The following is a 15,976-nucleotide window of genomic DNA, read 5'->3' on the forward strand; positions in this document are numbered from 1 at the left end:
CGCGTCTATGCCCCACAGGCGGCAATCCGGACGATCTCGTCCGGTCCTGCGGGAAAGCCGGCGTCGCGCACCCGTCCGATCAGCGTTTCCACGATGCCCGGATCCTCGAAGGTCTCCTGGACGCAGATGTACTGGGTCGACAGGCCGGGATCCAGCGACAGCGCCTGGCCGACGAGGGCCCGCGCCTCCTCGGGGCGTCCGCAGGCCATGTGGGCGGCGATCTGGTAGATCAGCGTGCGCCTGGTCTGGAAGGGAAGCGCGTGCGCGACAGCAAGCATGTCGTCGAACCGGTCGAGAACGTAGAGGGCAGCGACCCGCTCTTCAATGATCCAGACGGGCAGGAAGGGATCGAGTGCCTCGGCCCGGTCGAGAAGTTCGAGCGCCCGCAGCGCCTCGCCCACGAAGACGTAGAAGGCAGCGCTCCGCCCGATCATGTAGGCGTCGTTGGGGGCGAGTTCGAAAGCCCTGTTATGGTGAAAGCGCGAGGTTGCGAAGTCGCCCGATTTCATCTTGATCGATCCCATGATCCGATGGGCTTCCGGGTCGGTCGCGTCCAGGTCGAGCGCATGGGCCACCTGACTTTCGGCACGGGACAGATCAAATGACGGAAGGTTGCTCCAGGAGCAGACATGCATGGCGAAGGGCCGCCCGAAACTCGGATCGAGCCCCATGGATTTCTCGAACCACCGCATGGCTTCGTGAATGTGGTCGTCGGAAACGCCCGCCAGGCGATGGTGGTCGAGTCCCCTCAGGTAGTATTCGTAGGCAGACATCGTCTCCGGTCGTTTCAACCGCGCGGCGGACAGTTCCGATTGTTCGACCCGGCCGGAGATCGTTGCGGCGACGCGCGCGGTGATCTCGTCCATGACATCGAGGAGTTCCTGAAACGGTCTTCGGATGCGATCGCTCCAGATGAGATGCCCTTCGCTGGTCTCGGTGAGCGCGATGTTGATGCGCACGTCGGTGCCGGCCTTGCGCACCGAACCTCCGACGACATAACGCACGCCGAGCGCCTTGCCGATTTCAACCGGGTCGGACGTCGTCAAGGCCGTCGATGCCGTCCTCGAACTGACGAAAAGGCTCTTGAGACGGCTGAGCTCCAGCGTCAGATCATCGGTGATGCCTTCCGCAAGGAAGAGTTGGTCCTGATCCGCCCCCGGCGCGACGCCAAGGCGGGTGACCGCAACCGAATTTGCACGAAACGGCGCGGGCGTCTCCGGTTCCAGCCGTGTCGGGGCGACCTGATAGCCATGGCGATCCATCAGGGCGGCGACGCGATAGACCTGCACCGCCTCCGAGATGCCTTTCAACTGCCGCTCGCCGACGAAATCGAACTTGCATGGCGAGACGCGGCGCACCTGGTCGTAAAGTGCGGCCGATACCTCGATCGCACCGGGCTCGGCGGACGCTTCGATCCGTGCCGCGATGTTCACGCCGTCTCCGCGCAGGTCGTCGCCGACAACAACGACGTCGGCGATGTGCAGCCCGAAGCGCATGTCTTGCACCCCGACCCCCGGCACCTCGCTGACCCGATATCGCGCGTCGATGGCCGACCTCAGCGCATTGACCGGGCTGTCGAACTCGGCCAGCACGCAATCGCCGGCCGTGCCGAAAACGCGGCCGTCATGGCGCTTGACACATTGGTCTATGGCGTTGAGGCATGCGCTCACGCGCGATACGCTTGCCTCCTCGTCGACCTCCATCGCGGATGTCGATCCGACGTAATCACCCACCAGAATTGTTGCAAGCCGGCGGCGCATCGTGGACACCTCGGGTCGTCAGCGAAGAATGAGACAGCCAATCTAGCACATCTCGCGCGGGATGACGCTTTTGCCGTCAGTCCTTCGGTGTCGCCTCGCGGCGCTCGATCGCGGTCTTTCGGATGACATCGGCAATATCGGGATTGCTGCTCGACAGAACCTGGAAGTCCACCGCGTAGAGCGACAGCAGCGAGACCTCGGTCGTGGCGCTGACGGTCGCAGAGCGCGGCTCGCCCGTGATCAGCGCCATCTCGCCGAAGAAGCTGCCGGCGCCGAGATCCACCGGGCTCGGGGTGGCGACGCTGACATGGCCCTCGACGATGAAGAACATCTGGTCGCCGGCCTCCCCCTTGCGGCAGATGACGGTGCCGGCCGGCACGACGCGCGCCCTGAGCGCCCGTACGATCTCGACCAGAGCGGCCGAACCAAGCCGCTGGAACAGCGGGACGGCCGCAACCAGCTGCCAGTTGCGCACGAAATCCTGCCGGCGGACTTCCTCGTAGAAACCGGTGGCGAGTATGCCCGCCCACAGCGCGAAGATGCCGATGCCGCTCATCATCACCAGCCCGGCGAGCACGCGCCCGGCAAGGCTTTGCGGAATCTCGTCGCCGTAGCCGGTGGTCGACAGCGTCACCACCGCCCACCACATCGCCTGGGGAATGCTGCCGAAGCGGTCCGGCTGGACGTCTCGCTCGATCACATAGGCGGCGAGCGCCGCACCGAAGAGAACGATGCCGAAAATCGAGGTGACGCCGATCAGATTGCGCGCCTCGTTGCGCATCACCCGGCCCAGCAGCCGGAAGAAGGTGGAATAGCGCAGCGGCTTCAGCAGCCAGACAGCACAGTAGAGGCTCTGGTCCCGCCCGCCGACGAACAGGAAAGCCGCAAACGGGACGACGACGGCGAGCACGTCCACTGTGATCGACGGTATCCTGTCGTGAAAATCGACCGCCTGCGGCACGCTCAGCGTTTCGGCCAGCTGCAGCAGGTAGGCGGCCCAGATGCCGACGAGCAGGATCTCGAGATAGTGCCTGCTTCGCTCGGTCAGATCGGGTGTCGTCAGCGTGGCGACCGCAATGAGCCCGATGACCGCGAGCAACGTGCTCAGCAGCGCAGAAAACTTCCGGAAAGGCCGTGCCGACATTCAATCCTCCGAGCGGCCTGCCGCCCACCTAGAATAGATGCCTGCGGGCCAAGCGCAATGGGACCGGCAAGACATCCACGATACGTCAAGTTCCGATCGGTCCGCCTTGCCGCCGGGCGATCGCGGGACCAAATCGATTGGGGAGCACCGGAAGGGGTTCTGTGCTAGTTTGGACCGGCGAGGAAATGGCGCCATGAGCGAGACACGGAAGATTGCGGCGATCCTGGCCGCGGATGTCGTCGGATACAGCCGTCTCGCTGGTATCGACGAGGATCGCATCCTGGCGCGCCTGCGCGCGTTGCGCAGCGATCTGATCGACCCGACGATCGCCGTGCACAATGGCCGTGTGGTCAAGCGCACCGGAGATGGAAGCCTGATCGAGTTCCGCAGCGTCGTTGATGCCGTTCGATGCGCCATCGAGGTTCAGAACGCGATGATCGAACGCAATGCCGGCGTCCCGCAGGATCGCCGCATCGAGTTCCGCATCGGCATTCATCTGGGCGACGTTGTGGAGGAGAGCGATGGCGACCTCATGGGCGACGGCGTCAACATCGCCTCGCGTTTGGAGGGGATCGCCACACCCGGCTCGATCTGTCTTTCGGAAGACGCCTACCGTCAGGTCAAAGCGAGACTCGATCTCCATTTGACGGACCTTGGTGCCACTTGGCTGAAGAATATCGCCGAGCCGATCCGCGTCTATTCGCTTCAGGTCGGCGCCGCCGAGCCGGCCGCGGCCACAGTGCCGGCGAAGATCTGGGGTGCGACCCTCCCTTCCGTGCCGCCTGCCGTGCCCGACAAGCCTTCCATCGCCGTGCTTGCATTCAACAACATGAGCGGCGACGCCGAGCAGGAGTATTTCTCCGACGGCATCAGCGAGGACATTATTACCGACCTTTCGCGGTTGCCCCGATTGCATGTGATCGCCCGCAACTCGTCTTTCGTCTACAAGAATGCGGCCGTGTCCGTGCCTGACGTGGCCAAGACGCTCGGTGTTCGCTACGTGCTCGAAGGCAGCGTCCGCAAGGTCGGCAACCGGGTGCGGGTGACGGCGCAGTTGATCGATGCAAGCAATGGCGGACACGTTTGGGCCAATCGCTTCGATCGCGACCTCACCGATATTTTCGCGGTTCAGGACGAACTCACGCAGGAGATCGTTGCCGCATTGAAGCTGACGCTGACGACTGGCGACCAGGATCAGCTGGCACAGGCGCGTGCCGTCAATGTCGAGGCCTATGAATACTTGTTGCGTGGTCGGGAGCAGGCGTCCGCGCACACCCGGATCGGAAATGCCGAGGGGCGGCGGCTGGCAACGGCTGCTATCGCGATCGATCCCGGCTATGCGGCTGCCCACGCGCTTGTCGCCTTTACCCACGTGCTCGACTACATCAATGCCTGGAGCGACGATCCTGAGCATTCGCTGCAAGTTGGACGAGAAGGCGCGCAGCAGGCCGTCGCCATGGCGGAAAACCAGCCGAATGGCCATTTCGCGCTTGGCCTCGCCTGCATGTGGGGCAAGGAGCTGGACCGCGCGAATGCAGCGGTGCAGCGAGGGCTGGCGCTATCGCCCAACTCCGTGGACCTGCTCATGGCAATGGCCCATATCCAGATATTCGCTGGCGATCCTGCTGGCGCCATTGAAACGCTGGCTCTCTCCATGCGGCTGGACCCGCACTTTCCGGAGATCTCGCTCCAGTTTCTCGCCGATGCCCGTTTTTCCCTCGGGCAGTATGCCGAGGCGATTGACGCGATCGAGCAGCGGCTGGCCCGCAACCCGCAATCTGAGACCGCCTATGCCCTCCTCGCATCGTGCTACGGGCATCTTGGGCAACCCGAAAGAAGCAGACAGGCCTGGGCGCATGCGCTCGTGATCAACCCCAGCTTCTCCGTCGAACGCCGCCGTCGCGTTCTTCCATTCCGAAACCCCGAGGATTTTGAGCGCCGCGTCGAAGGGCTCCGCAAGGCAGGGCTGCCGGTCTGACGTCTTCAGAAACAGAGCCAGCTCCATTGCTAGTCCTGCAGGCTCGGGTCGGAAAACAGCGTACCTTCGACCGCACCGCATACGGTTCTTGCGGCGACCAGCAGCCATATCGCGGCGAGCGCGATGACCAGCGCGTTTCCGAAGAGCGCAATCGCTGCGACCGGAACCACTGTCGAAAGCCGGAGCGTCGCCAGCGCATAGACGCCGATCGGGAAGGTGTAGGCCCACCAGCCGAGGTTGAAGGGCAGGCCGTGCCTGAGGTAGCGCAGCGTCACCGCGAGCGCCATGCCAAGCCACCAGAGGCCATAGGCCCAGAGCAGCACGGCACCGAAGAGGGATGTGCCACTGATTGCCCCGGCGAGCGCGCCAAGTCCGTTTGCCTCCAGCACGGCGCGCCCGTTCATCGCAAACAGGGTAAGCCCCAGCGCGCCCGTGCCGATTGGCCCAAGCGCCAGAAAAGCGGTTGCCGCCATGCCGGCGGGCGGCAGCTTGTGCAGCGCCATGCGCAGGAAGAGGATGGTGAGAATGCCGAGCGCCAGCGGCACCGAACAGGCCCACAATACATAGCTTGCAAACAGCAGGGTCATCTGCGGCGCCGCACCGGCGATGTGCGGCAGCAGAAGCCCGCCGCTTGCAGCCGTCACCTCGCAGGCGACGATCGGCAGCAACCAGACGGCGCTCATCTCGTCGAAGGCATGCTCCTGGCAGGTGAACATCGCAAACGGAATGGCAAGACCTGCGAGCACTGCCAGACCGGCATCGGCCCACCAGAGAGCGGCCGCAGCGGACGCGGCAGCGGCGCCAAAGAGCGGAATGCCGAAAAGCGCCATCCCGTTGATGATCGTCGCGAGCCCCATTGGAATGCAGCCCAGAAACATCGAGACAACCGGATGTTTGAAAGCGCGCAATGCCTCGCGCGGATGCAGTACCCATTTTCCGACATAGAGAACGGTAAGGCCCGCAAAGAGGAGTATGTTTGCCAGCCAGAGCGCCTCGCCGGCCTTGTGTAGTGCCGGCATCGCCGGGAACTGCGCGAGGCAGATGGCGAGAATGCCCGTGCCCATCGTGGTGGCGTACCAGTTCGGCGTGAAATGCCGCATGCGCTCACGCCTGACGGTTTGTCCGCTGATTGTCCCGGAAACTGAAAATGCGCTCATGAATGCGATCCTTCTCTATGGATCACAGATACGCCCGCGGATATATCGATTCCAACGAATTGTAATTCTCATTTCATTCGATAAAATCGAATGAATCAGACGCGTGGATTCCGATGACACTCGAGCAGCTTCGCATATTCGCAGAGGTCGCCGCCCGGCAGCATATCACCCAGGCCGCGGCGCGGCTGAACATGACCCAATCGGCAGTCAGCGCCGCGATCTCCACGCTTGAGAGCCGCCATCGGGTGACGCTGTTTGATCGCGTCGGTCGCTCGATCGTCCTCAACGAGACCGGACGGCTGTTCCTCAAGGAGGCGCAGGCCGTGCTTGCCAGCGCCAAGGCTGCGGAAGCTGCGCTGATGGATCTTTCCGGCCTGATGCACGGCGAACTGTCAATCATGGCGAGCCAGACGGTCGCCGGCTACTGGCTGGCGCCGCGGCTTGCGCAGTATCGTCGGCTCTACCCCGGCATCGCCCTTGGCGTGCGCATCGGCAACACGCAGGAGGTGGCCGACGCAGTGGTCGAAGGCAGGGCGGAGATCGGCCTCATCGAGTGGCCGGACGAGCGCCGCAGCGTGTCGGCGCGAAAGGTTGCAATCGACGAGATGATCGTCGTCGTCGCACCCGGTCATTCCTGGGCAGACGGCCGGCCGCGCGGCGTTGCCGATTTTCCGCAAACGGCCTGGGTTCTGCGCGAGGCGGGGTCTGGCACACGCCACGCTTTCGAAAGCCTGCTGCAAACCGCACGGCTTGGGATCGGCGACCTTGACGTTGCGATGGCGCTGCCGGGCAACGAGACCGTGATCGGCCTGGTCGAGACCGGTCTCGGCGCGACACTCATGTCCCGCACCATCGTGGCACCACTTCTGAAAAGCGGTTCGCTGGTCGAGGCCAACGTCCAAGCCCTGCCCCGCCCGTTCTTTCTGCTGCGCCACCAGGAGCGCTACCGCAGCAAGGCGGCGGATGCCTTCGATGCGATCGCGTCAGCGGCGGACGGCGCAAAGCAGCCGTGATGCCCTGCCGTCGATCAGCGCCTCGGCCTCCGCCTGCGGCATCGGCCTGCCGAGCAGAAAGCCCTGCACTTCACTGAAGCCTTCGGCATGCAGCCATTGCAGCTGCTCTTCGGTTTCAACACCTTCGGCAAGCGTCGTCGCGTTGAAACCGGAGCCGATGCCGACAACGGCACGCACGATGGCGAGATTGCCGGGATCCGTCTCGATGCCGGCAACGAAGCTGCGGTCGAGCTTGATCTTGTCGAAGGCAAATGCGCGCAGGTAGCTGAAGGACGAATATCCCGTGCCGAAATCATCGATGGCGATGCGGATGCCGAGTTCCTTCAGCGCCCACAACAGCGGCAGGCTCTGCTCGACATCAGCGAGAAAGACGGACTCGGTGATCTCGATTTCCAGCCGCCCGGGATGCAGGCCGCTCTCATCGAGCGCCGACACGATGCTGGCCAGCAGGCTGTTGTGGCGGAACTGGCGAACCGAAAGGTTGACCGCGATCTTCAGATGCTTTGGCCATGCGGCGGCCGTGCGGCAGGCTTCGCGCAGCACCCACTCGCCGATCGGCACGATCAGGCCTGTTTCCTCGGCGACCGGTATGAAGTCCATCGGCGGAATGAGCCCGCGTTGCGGATGGTGCCAGCGGATGAGCGCTTCGAAACCGCCAAGCCCATCATCATCCAGCTGGATGATCGGCTGGTAATAGAGTTCGAACTGGTTCATCAGGAGCGCATCGCGCAGTTCGACCGTGAGCATGTGCCGGCGTTCGGCCTCAAGCCGCATCGTCGGCTCGTAGAAGCGGTATGTAGAACGCCCGCTTTCCTTGGCCGCGTAGAGCGCCAGGTCCGCATGCCGCATCAGCACGTCGTCGTCATCCGCATGGTCGGGCGCAATGGCAATACCGATGCTGCAGGTGACGTGTTCGTTCGCGCCGTCGAGGTTGAAGGGCGCCGACAGCGAGCTGAGGAGGCGTTCAGCGAAGCGCTCGATGCCGCCTGCTTGATCGAGCCGCACGAGGAGTGCGAATTCGTCGCCGCCGAGGCGGGCGACCAGATCGCCCTCTCCCGCCAGCTGCCTCAGCCGCGCAGCAACCTGACAAAGCAGCGCGTCGCCGGCGGCATGCCCCTTGCTGTCGTTGATGTGCTTGAAATGGTCGACGTCCAGGTAGAGCAGCGCGATCGCAGTCTCCGCGGTGGCGATCTTCGCCGCGCGCTCGATGTGATCGGAAAAGAAGGCACGGTTCGGCAGACCCGTCAGCGCGTCGTGCATGGCCATGTAGGCCAGCCGCGCCTCGACGGAGCGTTCCTCGGTCACATCCTGGGAGATGCCGAGCAGATAGCGCGGCAGGCTGCCATCCGGCGCCGGCAGCGCACGCTTCACCGTCCGCAGAATTCGCGACTCGCCATCGGTGCGGCGTATCGTCTCCTCCACGCTCACCGTCGAGTTCGCTGCAAAAGCCTTCCTATCCTGCGCCCAGAAGAGTGCGGCCTGGCTTCGGTCGAACATGCCCAGATCGCTTTTTCCAACGACATCGGCCGGATCGCGGCCGACGATGGTGCCGCATGCCTCGTTGAACAGGATATACCGGCCCTCCTCCGCCATGTCCTTGACGAACACGCCGACCGGAAGATTGTCGACGATGCTGTCGAGCAGCGAGCGCGTGTCGCTCACCTCGCGTTGCGCGGCGTTCACCTCTGTCCGGTCCTGAACGATCGCCAGAATGGCATCGCGCCCATTGAAGCGCACCGCCCGGCCGTAGGTCAGAACTTCCAGCATCTCGCCGCTTGCCTTGAGATGCGTCCAGCGCTCTGCCCGTTCCATGTCGGTACGGCCGTGCACGGCATTCAGCATGCGTCGGCGTTCATGGCCGGGGCGGATATCGAGCACGGTCATCCCTGCATAGTCCTCTCGGGAATAGCCGTAGAGATCGACCGCAGCGTTGTTGACAATCAGGAAGCCCAGCGTATCCGGATCGTATACCCACATCGGCGACGGATGGGTGGCAAACAACGACTGGAAATCGTCGTTGGGAGTACCAATCGAAACAAATGCTCTCTCAATGCCGGTCATGGTCAAATCACATCAAGTATGGGTGGCGGACCCTACCGGTATAGTGAAAAAAACTAAATAAAATCAGAATCATAGATCGCATATTCTTTAGGCTGGCAGCCTCTATATTGTGCAAACCGCGACGTTTCGTCCTCGGGTTGCTGTGTTTTCATCCCATCGGCACTGCAGGCGACCCCAAGAACCGCAAGAGCATCAGTGGTGCGAATGCGCGCATTGAGCGTGATCTGCGAGCACCTCGATCACCCGGCATTGATCGACGCGGCCATGGCCGCAGCCTTCGACCATCGTCTCCAGTTCCACCTTCAATGCCATCAGGCTTCGGATACGCTGCTCCACGTCCGCAAGTCGCGCCTTGGCTATGGCGTCGGCAGAGGCGCAGGACTGGTGAGGATCGTCCTGCAAGGTCAGCAAGGTGCGGATTGCATCCACTTCGAAGCCAAGCTCGCGGGCATGGCGGATGAAGACCAGCCGGCGCAGGTCGGAGGGTTCGTAGGATCGCTGGTTGCCCTCGCTGCGGCTCGGCTCCGCAAGCAGGCCGATGCTTTCGTAATAGCGGATGGTCGGCACCTTCACGCCGCTTTGCCGCGAAGCGTCGCCGATCGTGATCTTTTTCATGATTTTCCTCTTGCACCTCTAGTCGCTAGAGGATGTAGGGAGGATGCTTCTGAATGACAAGGAAGCTGACCATTGGGGAAGCTGACCAATAGGGAAGTTGATCATGGGCGAGACGATCGAGAAGCGATACAGGGTCGAGGGCATGGACTGCGCCGGTTGCGCGGCAAAGATCGACACCGCCGTGCGGCGCATGCCCGGCGTCGAGGATGTCTCGGTATCGGTGACGTCGGGCACGATGACGGTGCGCCACGACGGCAGCAGCGACCTTGTCGCGATCGAAAGGAAGGTTACCGGCCTCGGCTATGCCGTGGCCCAGCTCCACGCGGCCACGGCCACGCGTCATGCCCACGATCACCGCACCTGCGGCCACGACCACGGCCATACTCACGAGCATGAGCACGCGCATCCGGCTGCCCCCCCCGAGATCGAGGGGCTGCATGGCCATGATCATGCGCCGATGGCCGGCCCGTGGTGGCAAAGCAGGAAGGGCCGCCTGACCATTTTGTCCGGCGCCGCACTCGTTGCGGCCTACGCACTGGGCCATCTCGTGCCCTCGATCGCGACCTATGCCTTCGTCGCCGCTATGCTGGTCGGACTGATCCCGATCGCGCGACGCGCCGTGATGGCAGCGCTTGCCGGGACGCCCTTCTCCATCGAAATGCTGATGACGATCGCAGCGGTTGGCGCGGTCATCATCAACGCCGGGGAGGAAGCGGCAGCCGTTGTCTTCCTCTTTCTCGTCGGCGAGCTACTGGAAGGGGTGGCCGCAGGCAAGGCGCGTGCCAGCATCCAGTCTCTGACGACGCTGGTGCCGAAGAGCGCGCTTCTCGAAGTGGACGGTGCGACGCGCGAGGTTCCGGCCGAGAGCCTTGCCGTCGGCTCGACGATCCTCGTGCGCCCGGGCGACCGCATTTCTGCCGACGGCACCATTGTCTCTGGCGAAAGCGCGATCGACGAGGCGCCGGTCACCGGCGAAAGCACGCCGGTGCGCAAGGGCGAAGGCGACACGGTTTTCGCCGGCACGGTCAACGGCGACGCCGCGCTGCGCGTCAGCGTCACCGCCGCTGCGGCTGACAACACGATTGCCCGCGTCGTCCGGCTGGTCGAGGAGGCCCAGGAATCGAAGGCCCCGACGGAGCGCTTCATCGACCGTTTCTCCAGATATTATACGCCCGGGGTCGTGGTCGTTGCCGCGCTGGTTGCCGTGCTGCCGCCGCTCTTGGGCGGTGGCGCCTGGGACCTGTGGATATACAAGGGGCTCGCCATCCTCCTGATCGGCTGCCCCTGCGCGCTGGTGATCTCCACGCCGGCGGCAATCGCCGCATCGCTTTCGGCAGGTGCGCGTCGCGGCCTGCTTCTCAAGGGCGGCGCCGTGCTGGAGACGCTTGGCAAGATCGACGCCGTCGCGCTCGACAAGACAGGCACGCTGACGGAAGGCAGGCCCAAGGTGACCGACGTGCTGAGCTTCGGCCGGAGCGAAGGCGAAGTGCTGACATATGCGGCAGCCCTCGAGACCGGCTCCAGCCACCCCCTGGCGCTTGCGATTCTGGCAAGAGCTGCGGCCGGCAATATCCCCATCCCCGCCGCAACCGAAGCCAGGGCGCTCGGCGGCAAGGGCGTCTTCGCAATTGTCGAGGGAACGCCCGTCTTCTTCGGCTCGCCCAAGGCTGCCGGCGAACGCATTGCCCTGTCCGTCGAGCAGACAGCGCGGATTGCTGCGCTCAACGATGCAGGCAAGACCGTCTCCGTGCTGATCACAGGCAATACGCTCGCAGGCGCAGTCGCCATGCGCGACGAACCGCGCGAGGACGCGAAATCCGGCCTCAGGGCGTTGACCGATGCGGGCGTCAAGATCGTCATGCTGACCGGTGACAACCGCCGGACGGCGAATGCGATCGGCGAAGAACTCGGCATCGAGGTTCGCGCCGAACTGATGCCGGAAGACAAGCAGCGGATCGTCGGCGAGCTTCAGCGCCAGGGGTTCAAGGTCGCCAAGGTCGGCGATGGCATCAACGACGCCCCGGCGCTCGCCGCGGCCGATGTCGGCATCGCCATGGGGGGCGGCACCGACGTCGCGCTCGAAACCGCCGATGCCGCCGTCCTGCACGGGCGTGTCGGCGACGTGGCGGCGATGATCGCCCTGTCGAAGCGCACCATGCGCAACATCGCCCAGAACATCACCATCGCGCTCGGCCTGAAGGCGGTGTTCCTGGTGACGACGATCGCCGGCATCACCGGCCTGTGGCCGGCCATCCTTGCCGACACGGGAGCCACGGTGCTGGTCACCATCAATGCACTGCGGTTGCTGGCCGCGCCGCGGTAGGAACGCAACCGCAGGTGCAAAATTGTGGGGAACGACGGAACATAACGCTCGCCGAAGAGTTATTGTTTCGGAGGAGGACTAACATGACCAATGATTTCAACCGACCCAATACAGTGAAGACCCCCTCGCCGAGGTGGTCTTCGAAGACAATGTGGATTGTCCTGGCGGTCGCCGTGGTGGTAGCGGCCTTGGCTGCTACCTATTGGCCGAGGTCAGAGCCAGCATCGACCACCTCACGAACGACAGCTCCGGCGACCGAGCCGGCCACGCCGCCCGCTGCAACGCCCCCGGCGACAACGCCGCCGGCCGCTACGACACCACCGGCAGCAACACCCCCGGCAGCCGAGCCTCCGGCAGCAACGCCGCCTGCGACAGCTCCGGCAACGCCCGCAGCGCCGGCCACTCCGGCTCCGGCGACACCGCAATAACATAGAAAGCCCGCCAGAAATCAACTGACCCCCGAAAGTTGGACATCAACCTTCGGGGGTCGTGCGTGTCTGAGTACAGCTTGGCGTTCAAGCAGTCCGTCGGCTCAATTGGCGCCGGCCTTGAGCACGCGATGCGTACTGGCATCGAGCGCCTTGCTGGCCTCCCTGCCATCCTTCGCCAGGCCATTGGCGGTGTTTGCACAGGATGAAAGTGCCAGAAGGGATGTGATCGCAATGGCGATTGCAAATCGTGTCATCAAAATCTCCGCATTGATCTCCGGGGCATGACTTACGCCAAGGACGATAGCTTTGTGCGGTGAGCGGATCAACACCGGGATTGCTGCAGCCGAACGGTAAAAAACCCGGCGCAGTTTCCCGCGCCGGGCTTTTTCATGCTTCCTTGGGAGAAGTCTCAGTCGATAGCAAATACGAGCGGCTTGGCCTGCCGGATTGCCGGGTTCGCGGTCAATTGTCCGAGAACGTCGTCGCCGATCGGTCCGTCAACGTAAAGCAGCGCGATCGCATCGCCGCCCTGCTGGTCGCGACCGAGCTGGAAGTTGGCGATGTTGACACCGGCGGTGCCGAGCGTCGTGCCGATGAAGCCGATCATGCCGGGAACGTCGGTGTTGGTGATGTAGATCATATGGCTGCCGACGTCGGCGTCGAGGTTGATACCCTTGATCTGGATGAAGCGCGGCTTGCCGTCGGAGAAGACCGTGCCGGCGACCGAGCGGGTCATCGATTCGGTCTTGACCGTCAGCTTGATGAAGCCGTCAAAAACGCCAGTCTTGTCGCGCTTGACCTCGGAGAGGACGATGCCCTTTTCCTTGATCATGATCGGCGCCGAAACCATGTTGACGTCGGACACCTGGGTGCGGATCAGGCCGGCGAGCAGCGCGCTGGTCAGCGCCTTGGTGTTCATGCCGGCGGTGATACCGTCATAGAGGATTTCGATCTCTTTGATGGGCTCTTCCGTGACCTGGCCGACAAAGGCGCCGAGAACGTCGGCAAGACGGATAAACGGTTTCAGGATCGGCGCTTCCTCAGCGGTGATCGACGGCATGTTGATGGCATTGGAAACGGCACCCTTGACGAGATAGTCGGACATCTGCTCGGCAACCTGCAGCGCAACATTTTCCTGCGCTTCCGAGGTCGACGCGCCGAGATGCGGCGTGCAGACGACGTTCGGCAGGCCGAAGAGCGGGCTTTCCTTGGCGGGCTCGACTTCGAACACGTCGAAGGCGGCACCGGCTACATGGCCGGACTTGATCGCTTCGGCCAGCGCCGCTTCGTCAACGAGGCCGCCGCGGGCGCAGTTGATGATGCGAACGCCGGGCTTGGTCTTTGCGAGGTTCTCGGCGCCCAAAATACCGCGCGTCTTGTCCGTCATCGGCACGTGAAGCGTGATGAAATCGGCCTTGGAGAGCAGTTCCTCGAGCTCGACCTTGGTGACGCCCATCTCCTCGGCACGCTCCTTGGAAAGGAAGGGGTCGTAGGCGACAACGTGCATCTTCAGGCCGATGGCGCGCGAGCAGACGATCGAGCCGATATTGCCGGCACCGATGACGCCGAGCGTCTTGCCGGTGATCTCGACACCCATGAACTTCGACTTTTCCCACTTGCCGGCCTGCGTCGAGGCGTCAGCCTGCGGCAGCTGGCGGGCAACTGCGAACATCAGGGCGATGGCGTGTTCGGCCGTCGTGATCGAGTTGCCGAAGGGCGTGTTCATGACGATGATGCCGCGGCGCGAGGCAGCCGGGATATCGACATTGTCGACGCCGATGCCGGCGCGGCCGATGACCTTGAGGTTGGTGGCGGCAGCAATCAGCTTTTCCGTCGCCTTGGTGGCCGAGCGGATGGCAAGACCGTCATAATTGCCGATGATTTCGGCGAGCTTGTCCTTGTCCTTGCCGAGCTGCGGCTGGAAATCGACTTCGACGCCGCGATCGCGAAAGATCTGGACGGCGGTTTCCGACAATTCGTCGGATACGAGAACGCGAGGTGCCATTGGGGGCTTCCTTCAAAAGTGTTCAGCGATGACTGTAATAGGGATGCGAGGCTCCGCCCGTTCGGCGGAGCCGGATGCGATCAACTCAGAATGCGATCAACTCAGGCGGCAGCCTGGGAGAGCGTCGCCTTCTGCGTCTCGAAGGCCCAGGAAAGCCAGGGCATAAGCTTCTGCATGTCAGCGGTTTCGATCGTCGCACCCGCCCAGATGCGCAGGCCGGACGGCGCGTCGCGATAGTGGCCGATGTCGTAGGCGACACCTTCCTTGTCGAGGAGGCTGACGATGCCCTTGGCGAAATTCGCCTGGCCGTCGGCGTCGAGTGCCGCAACGTCCCTGTCGACGATCTTCAGGCAGACCGAGGTGTTCGATGCGGTTTCCGGCTTCACCGCCAGATTGGCGATCCAGTCGTTGGCGGCAACGAAATCGGCAATGACCTTGGCGTTGGCGTCGGCGCGGCCCATCAGCCCCTTGAGGCCTCCGACCTGCTTCGACCACTGTAGCGCATCGATATAGTCCTCGACGCACAGCATCGACGGCGTGTTGATCGTCTCGCCGGTGAAGATGCCTTCGATCAGCTTGCCGCCGGAGGTCATGCGGAAGATCTTCGGCAACGGCCATGCCGGTGCGTAGGTGATGAGGCGCTCGACGGCACGCGGCGAGAGAATGATGACGCCATGCGCGCCCTCGCCGCCCAGAACCTTCTGCCAGGAGAAGGTCACGACATCGAGTTTGGCAAAATCGAGGTTCTGCGCGAACGCGGCCGAGGTGGCGTCGCAGATGGTCAGGCCCTTGCGGCCGGCCGGGATGAAATCGGCGTTCGGAACACGGACGCCCGAAGTCGTGCCGTTCCAGGTGAAGACGACGTCGCGGTCGAAATCGATGGTCGAGAGGTCGGGAAGCTCGCCGTAGCCGGCTTCGATCTTTCTGACGTCCTTCAGCTTCAGCTGCTTGACGACATCGGTGACCCAGCCGGCGCCGAAGCTTTCCCAGGCGACCATGTCGACGCCGCGCTCGCCGAGCAGCGACCAGAGCGCCATTTCGACGGCGCCGGTATCGGAAGCAGGAACGATGCCGATGCGGTAATCCGCCGGCACTTCCAGAATGTCGCGGGTAAGATCAATGGCCTGCTTGAGCTTGGTCTTTCCGACTTTCGCGCGGTGCGAACGGCCAAGCGGCGCGTCGGAAAGGGCTTCGAGCGACCAACCGGGGCGCTTCGAGCAAGGGCCAGAAGAAAAATGGGTATTTTGCGGACGTACGTCCGGCTTTGCGGTCTTTGCCATCTGCTATCCTTCCAGATAGATAGCTCCTCGTTGGGGAGGAGTGTCCCGCCGCCGTGGATACAGATGGCGTCGGACATAGTCAACGGCGAATTGTCGCTGGTGGAGGATTTTTTGACGCAGGTGCGACGGACGGGCGTCGAAAGCGGGACGCGGTGCATGTCGAAATGCACAAAGCCGCCCGGTGTGGGCGGCTTTGCAGGAGATCGTGC

12 protein-coding genes are annotated in these 15,976 nt (G+C 63.4%); 3 read left to right on the forward strand and 9 right to left on the reverse strand.

What is annotated here, in order from left to right:
* Positions 1–5: 5 nt before the first annotated feature.
* Both AC1DMK_RS08260 and AC1DMK_RS08265 read right to left on the reverse strand, forming a co-directional pair.
* Positions 6–1,760 (reverse strand): adenylate/guanylate cyclase domain-containing protein, encoded by a 1,755-nt coding sequence (locus AC1DMK_RS08260; protein ID WP_477858268.1) that lies wholly within the window; start codon positions 1,758–1,760, stop codon positions 6–8.
* Between the two features lie 76 nt (positions 1,761–1,836).
* On the reverse strand, positions 1,837–2,904 hold the full coding sequence (locus AC1DMK_RS08265; protein ID WP_477858270.1) for a cyclic nucleotide-gated ion channel: 1,068 nt from the start codon (positions 2,902–2,904) through the stop codon (positions 1,837–1,839).
* Positions 2,905–3,097: 193 nt separating this feature from the next.
* Between AC1DMK_RS08265 and AC1DMK_RS08270 the strand changes: the two genes are divergently transcribed.
* Positions 3,098–4,882 (forward strand): tetratricopeptide repeat protein, encoded by a 1,785-nt coding sequence (locus AC1DMK_RS08270; RefSeq protein ID WP_477858272.1) that lies wholly within the window; start codon positions 3,098–3,100, stop codon positions 4,880–4,882.
* A 29-nt stretch (positions 4,883–4,911) separates the two neighbouring features.
* Here the strand turns inward: AC1DMK_RS08270 and AC1DMK_RS08275 are convergent, their stop codons facing one another.
* Positions 4,912–6,039: a TDT family transporter gene (locus tag AC1DMK_RS08275; RefSeq protein WP_477858274.1), complete on the reverse strand. Its 1,128-nt coding sequence runs from the start codon at positions 6,037–6,039 to the stop codon at positions 4,912–4,914.
* A 113-nt stretch (positions 6,040–6,152) separates the two neighbouring features.
* Here AC1DMK_RS08275 and AC1DMK_RS08280 point away from each other — a divergent pair, with 113 nt between their 5' ends.
* Positions 6,153–7,052, forward strand: coding sequence for a LysR family transcriptional regulator (locus AC1DMK_RS08280; RefSeq protein WP_037069940.1), 900 nt, complete (start codon positions 6,153–6,155; stop codon positions 7,050–7,052).
* Here the strand turns inward: AC1DMK_RS08280 and AC1DMK_RS08285 are convergent.
* Positions 7,023–9,113: a putative bifunctional diguanylate cyclase/phosphodiesterase gene (locus AC1DMK_RS08285; protein ID WP_477858276.1), complete on the reverse strand. Its 2,091-nt coding sequence runs from the start codon at positions 9,111–9,113 to the stop codon at positions 7,023–7,025. The two genes, AC1DMK_RS08280 and AC1DMK_RS08285, sit on opposite strands and share 30 nt — an antisense overlap.
* A gap of 192 nt (positions 9,114–9,305) precedes the next feature.
* On the reverse strand, positions 9,306–9,728 hold the full coding sequence (locus tag AC1DMK_RS08290; RefSeq protein WP_477858277.1) for a MerR family transcriptional regulator: 423 nt from the start codon (positions 9,726–9,728) through the stop codon (positions 9,306–9,308).
* 103 nt (positions 9,729–9,831) lie between these two features.
* On the opposite strand from AC1DMK_RS08290, the gene AC1DMK_RS08295 reads away from it, so the two are divergent.
* A complete protein-coding gene (locus tag AC1DMK_RS08295; protein ID WP_477858279.1) occupies positions 9,832–12,051 on the forward strand; it encodes a heavy metal translocating P-type ATPase in 2,220 nt (739 codons plus the stop codon).
* Between the two features lie 199 nt (positions 12,052–12,250).
* Here AC1DMK_RS08295 and AC1DMK_RS08300 read toward each other — a convergent pair whose 3' ends face one another.
* The 4 genes from AC1DMK_RS08300 to AC1DMK_RS08315 all read right to left on the reverse strand — a co-directional run bounded on the left by AC1DMK_RS08300 (position 12,251) and on the right by AC1DMK_RS08315 (position 15,767).
* On the reverse strand, positions 12,251–12,454 hold the full coding sequence (locus AC1DMK_RS08300; RefSeq protein WP_477858281.1) for a hypothetical protein: 204 nt from the start codon (positions 12,452–12,454) through the stop codon (positions 12,251–12,253).
* 129 nt (positions 12,455–12,583) lie between these two features.
* Positions 12,584–12,736: a hypothetical protein gene (locus AC1DMK_RS08305; protein ID WP_037069178.1), complete on the reverse strand. Its 153-nt coding sequence runs from the start codon at positions 12,734–12,736 to the stop codon at positions 12,584–12,586.
* Positions 12,737–12,891: 155 nt separating this feature from the next.
* A complete protein-coding gene (serA, locus tag AC1DMK_RS08310; RefSeq protein ID WP_037069181.1) occupies positions 12,892–14,487 on the reverse strand; it encodes a phosphoglycerate dehydrogenase in 1,596 nt (531 codons plus the stop codon).
* 101 nt (positions 14,488–14,588) lie between these two features.
* A complete protein-coding gene (locus tag AC1DMK_RS08315) occupies positions 14,589–15,767 on the reverse strand; it encodes a phosphoserine transaminase (protein ID WP_037069183.1) in 1,179 nt (392 codons plus the stop codon).
* Positions 15,768–15,976: the final 209 nt, after the last annotated feature.

The sequence above is a fragment of the Rhizobium sp. 05L419 genome (assembly GCF_056397845.1).

Coding starts and splice junctions, on each gene's coding strand:
- AC1DMK_RS08260 (WP_477858268.1), bottom strand. CDS start 1,760: ATGCGCCGCCGGCTTGCAACAATTCTGGTGGGTGATTACGTCGGATCG.
- AC1DMK_RS08265 (WP_477858270.1), bottom strand. CDS start 2,904: ATGTCGGCACGGCCTTTCCGGAAGTTTTCTGCGCTGCTGAGCACGTTG.
- AC1DMK_RS08270 (WP_477858272.1), top strand. CDS start 3,098: ATGAGCGAGACACGGAAGATTGCGGCGATCCTGGCCGCGGATGTCGTC.
- AC1DMK_RS08275 (WP_477858274.1), bottom strand. CDS start 6,039: ATGAGCGCATTTTCAGTTTCCGGGACAATCAGCGGACAAACCGTCAGG.
- AC1DMK_RS08280 (WP_037069940.1), top strand. CDS start 6,153: ATGACACTCGAGCAGCTTCGCATATTCGCAGAGGTCGCCGCCCGGCAG.
- AC1DMK_RS08285 (WP_477858276.1), bottom strand. CDS start 9,113: ATGACCGGCATTGAGAGAGCATTTGTTTCGATTGGTACTCCCAACGAC.
- AC1DMK_RS08290 (WP_477858277.1), bottom strand. CDS start 9,728: ATGAAAAAGATCACGATCGGCGACGCTTCGCGGCAAAGCGGCGTGAAG.
- AC1DMK_RS08295 (WP_477858279.1), top strand. CDS start 9,832: ATGGGCGAGACGATCGAGAAGCGATACAGGGTCGAGGGCATGGACTGC.
- AC1DMK_RS08305 (WP_037069178.1), bottom strand. CDS start 12,736: ATGACACGATTTGCAATCGCCATTGCGATCACATCCCTTCTGGCACTT.
- serA (WP_037069181.1), bottom strand. CDS start 14,487: ATGGCACCTCGCGTTCTCGTATCCGACGAATTGTCGGAAACCGCCGTC.
- AC1DMK_RS08315 (WP_037069183.1), bottom strand. CDS start 15,767: ATGGCAAAGACCGCAAAGCCGGACGTACGTCCGCAAAATACCCATTTT.